At 74.0% G+C, this 3700-nt stretch carries 5 protein-coding genes and 1 pseudogene; all 6 read right to left on the bottom strand.

Annotation, left to right across the window (positions count from 1 at the left end; translation table 11 throughout):
• Positions 1-40 precede the first annotated feature (40 nt).
• The gene (gene glmM / locus GTW08_RS13755; protein WP_100878726.1) at positions 41-1378 is read right to left on the bottom strand and encodes a phosphoglucosamine mutase; all 1338 of its coding nucleotides are present in this window, start codon (positions 1376-1378) and stop codon (positions 41-43) included.
• Positions 1379-1389: 11 nt separating this feature from the next.
• Complete coding sequence (rpsI, locus tag GTW08_RS13760) at positions 1390-1956, bottom strand: 30S ribosomal protein S9 (protein ID WP_073576859.1); 567 nt, start codon at positions 1954-1956, stop codon at positions 1390-1392.
• Between the two features lie 29 nt (positions 1957-1985).
• Positions 1986-2429: a 50S ribosomal protein L13 gene (rplM, locus tag GTW08_RS13765; RefSeq protein WP_062397782.1), complete on the bottom strand. Its 444-nt coding sequence runs from the start codon at positions 2427-2429 to the stop codon at positions 1986-1988.
• 234 nt (positions 2430-2663) lie between these two features.
• Complete coding sequence (locus tag GTW08_RS13770) at positions 2664-2954, bottom strand: WXG100 family type VII secretion target (protein ID WP_161152003.1); 291 nt, start codon at positions 2952-2954, stop codon at positions 2664-2666.
• Between the two features lie 14 nt (positions 2955-2968).
• Positions 2969-3271 carry a WXG100 family type VII secretion target gene (locus GTW08_RS13775; RefSeq protein WP_073576448.1) on the bottom strand — a complete coding sequence of 101 codons (303 nt, stop codon included), beginning with the start codon at positions 3269-3271 and terminating at the stop codon, positions 2969-2971.
• A gap of 156 nt (positions 3272-3427) precedes the next feature.
• Positions 3428-3700, bottom strand: a pseudogene (locus GTW08_RS13780) (hypothetical protein); the annotation flags it as partial.

Below are 3700 nucleotides of genomic sequence, written 5' to 3' on the forward strand. Positions count from 1 at the left end.
GCCCCCGGTGTGGGTGACGGCCCCGATCGGCGTGTGCGGGTCAGCGCGCGGCGGCGACGACCTCGGCCAGCCGGCCCGCGACGGCGTCGGCCTCGCCCTCGCTGGGCGCCTCGACCATCACGCGGACGAGCTGCTCGGTGCCCGACGGGCGCAGCAGCACCCGGCCGGTGTCCCCCAGCTCGGCCTCGGCCTTGGCGACGGCCTCGGCCACGTCCGCCGACGCGGCGACCGCGTCCTTGTCCGCGACGGCCACGTTGCGCAGCACCTGCGGCAGCACGGTGACCACGGAGGCGAGCTCGGCCAGCGACGTGCCGGTCTGCGCGACCCGCGACATGAGCCGCAGGGCGGTGAGCAGACCGTCGCCGGTGGTGGCGTGGCCCGGCAGCACCACGTGCCCGGACTGCTCGCCGCCGAGGGTGAACCCGCCCTCGCGCAGCCGCTCCAGCACGTAGCGGTCGCCGACCCTGGTGGTGTCCAGCGTGATCCCGGCCTCGCGCATGGCGATGTGCAGGCCCAGGTTGCTCATCACCGTGGCGACGAGCGTGTCGTGGGCGAGCTCGCCGGCGTCGCGCATGGCGAGCGCCAGCACGGCCATGATCCGGTCACCGTCGACGACGGCGCCCGTCCCGTCCACGGCCAGGCAGCGGTCGGCGTCGCCGTCGTGGGCGATGCCGAGGTCGGCGCCGTGCTCGAGCACCGCGGACCGCAGCGGCTCCAGGTGGGTGGACCCGACGCCGTCGTTGATGTTGAGCCCGTCCGGCTCGGCGTGCAGCGCGATCACGTCCGCGCCCGCCTGGCGGTAGGCCTCCGGGGCGGCCAGCGCCGCGGCGCCGTGCGCGCAGTCCACGACCACGCGCAGCCCGGACAGCGAGCCGGGCGCGGCGGAGAGCAGGTGCGCGACGTAGACGTCGGTGGCGTCCGGGGCGTCCCAGACGCGGCCGATGCCCTCCCCGGTGGGGCGGGCGCCGAGCCCGGCGGCCAGCTGCTGCTCGATCGCGTCCTCGACGTCGTCGGGCAGCTTGTGGCCGCCCGCGGCGAAGAGCTTGATGCCGTTGTCGGGCATCGGGTTGTGCGACGCGGAGATCATCACGCCGAGGTCGGCGCCGGTCTCGGCGACCAGGTGCGCGACGCCCGGGGTCGGCAGCACACCGACCCGGATCGCGTCCGCACCGGCCGAGGTGAGCCCGGCGACGACCGCGGCCTCGAGCATCTCGCCGCTCGCGCGGGGGTCGCGTCCGACGACCGCGAGGGGCCGGCGGCCGGAGCCGTTCGAGAGCGTGCGGGCGGCCGAGGCACAGACGCCAACGGCGAACTCCGGAGTGAGGAGTTCGCCGTTGGCCAGGCCCCGGACGCCGTCGGTTCCGAAGAGACGAGGCATCCGGTGTGCGATCAGCGCTTGGAGTACTGGGGCGCCTTGCGGGCCTTCTTGAGGCCGTACTTCTTGCGCTCGACGGCGCGGGCGTCACGGGTCAGCCAGCCGGCCTTCTTCAGCGGCGGGCGGTCCTCGGAGTCCAGCTCGACCAGCGCACGGGCGATGGCCAGGCGCAGCGCGCCCGCCTGACCCGCGGTGCCGCCACCCTTGAGGTTGGCGAAGATGTCGAAGCGCTCGGTCTTCTCGACGAGGACCAGCGGCTCCTTCACGATCTGCTGGTGCAGCTTGTTCGGGAAGTACACCTCGAGCGGCTTGCCGTTGAGGGTGAACCCACCGGTGCCCGGCAGCAGCCGGACGCGGACGACGGCCTCCTTGCGGCGGCCGACGGTCTGGACCGGGCGGTCGCCCAGCACGGGTGCCTCGGCGGCGAACTCGTCGGCGTCGAAGTCGGCGGCGTCACCGATGGTGTAGTCGACGTCGGCGACCTCGGTCTCGGTGGCCTCGGTCTCGGTCGCCTCGGCGGCCGCACCCTCGGTCTCGACCGCGTCGACGACCTCGTCGGGTCCGTTCTCGGGGCTGGTCACGGGCTGTCCCTCTTCGTTGCTCGGGGTGGTCACTGGCTGACCTGCTTGATCTCGAACGGCTGCGGCTTCTGGGCCTCGTGCGGGTGCGCCGGACCGGCGTAGACCTTCAGCTTCTTGGCCATGGCGCGGCCGAGACGGTTCTTCGGCAGCATGCCCTTGATCGCCTTCTCGACGAGGCGGTCGGGCTGGCTGTCGATCATCTCACCGACGGAGCGCTGGCGGAGGCCACCCGGGAAGCCGGAGTGGCGGTAGATGAACTTGTCGGCACGCTTGTTGCCGGACACCGAGATCTTCTCCGCGTTCACGATGACCACGAAGTCGCCGTTGTCGACGTGCGGGGCGTAGGTCGGCTTGTGCTTCCCGCGCAGCAGCGTGGCAGCGTGGGTGGCGAGCCGACCGAGGCGCACGTCCTCGGCGTCGATCACGTGCCAGGCGTGCTGGATGTCGCCGGGCTTGGGGCTGTACGTGGGCACGGATCTACCTCGTCGTCGTTCTCGGCTGGTGGGCCGTCCGCACGGGTTCCGGCCCACTCTCTAGTCTCTGGTTCCTCAGCGTGCTGCTGGTGGACGCCGGAGGGACGCTCGATCCCGCCGCTGTCGCCGGAGGACGGCGCCCGCGGGTCTCCACCGCTGCACAACGAGAGCCAAGCGTACCCGCCGGTTCCGGGGGCGGACGCAAGGGGGTCGTCCGGGCCCCCGGACCGGCTGTCAGGCGAACCGGGCCCGGTTCGCCTGCTCGGTGGCCCGGTAGTTCTGACCGGCCTGACCGACGAGCTTCCCGATGGTGCCCAGGGTGGCGGTCAGCTCGGCCGCCGAGGTGTCCCACTTCTGCTGCGACGCCCGGTAGGTGGCCGCCGCGTCGCCGGTCCAGGTCGCGACCATCGGCGCCAGTTGCCGCCGGAGGTCCTCGAGCTGGGAGGTGATGCGCGCGGTCGTCGCGGCGGTGTCGGCCGACGCCGTCTCGAGCGCGCTGAAGGTGACCTTGATCTCGGATCCCATGGTGTGGCTCCCCCTCACCCGAGCACCGACGTGATGGCGGTGCGGTTCTGGTCCTCCTGCTGCTGGTACGTCGTCGCCGTGCCGCCGAGCTGCTCACCGATCGCGCCCAGCGCCTCGTTCAGCCGCCGCGCCTCGGTGTCCCACTTGGCCATCAGCTGGGCGAACGCCGTCGCCGCGGTGCCGGACCACTGGCCCTGCAGCGGTCCCAGCCGGCTGCGCAGGCGGCCGAGCTCGCCGTTGACGGCGTCGCTCACCGCCCGCACCTGGCCCGCCGCGCGGACCATCTCCTCGGTCGTCGTGCCGAACCCGTCGGCCATACGTCCCACCTCGTCCCCTGATCGGACCCGGCGCGGCCGTGTCGACGGCTCCCCGGGCCCGGGGGCGCGGTGCCCCCGGCCCGCGCACAGTGGCAGGGCGCGCCGGTGGCCGTGGCCGTTCCGGGCGGACCGTTCGCGACCGGGAACGCCGGGGGCTCAGGGCACCCGGTGCAGCGTCGCGACGACCTCGGCGCAGGCCGCGGCGACCGGGGCGCCCACCGGCCGCCGGCACCCGGCGACGAGCTCGTCGGTTCCGGAGAACACGACGTGCCAGTCGACGACGGTCCCGTCGCCCGGTGTCTCGGTCCAGCGCAGGACCGCGCGGCCGCCGACCGTCGCAGGCACCGGCCCGGGGTCACCGACGAGCGCGGCGAGCTCGCGGCGGGCCCGGTCGGGCTCGCGTCCGGCGTCGTAGCCGAGCGGGCTGCG

The sequence above is a fragment of the Pseudonocardia sp. SID8383 genome (assembly GCF_009864975.1).
Classification (GTDB): Bacteria; Actinomycetota; Actinomycetes; order Mycobacteriales; family Pseudonocardiaceae; genus Pseudonocardia; species Pseudonocardia alni.

Excerpts from the sequence above, each read along its gene's own strand:
- glmM (WP_100878726.1), bottom strand. The coding sequence starts at position 1,378 with ATGCCTCGTCTCTTCGGAACCGACGGCGTCCGGGGCCTGGCCAACGGC.
- GTW08_RS13770 (WP_161152003.1), bottom strand. The coding sequence starts at position 2,954 with ATGGGATCCGAGATCAAGGTCACCTTCAGCGCGCTCGAGACGGCGTCG.
- GTW08_RS13775 (WP_073576448.1), bottom strand. The coding sequence starts at position 3,271 with ATGGCCGACGGGTTCGGCACGACGACCGAGGAGATGGTCCGCGCGGCG.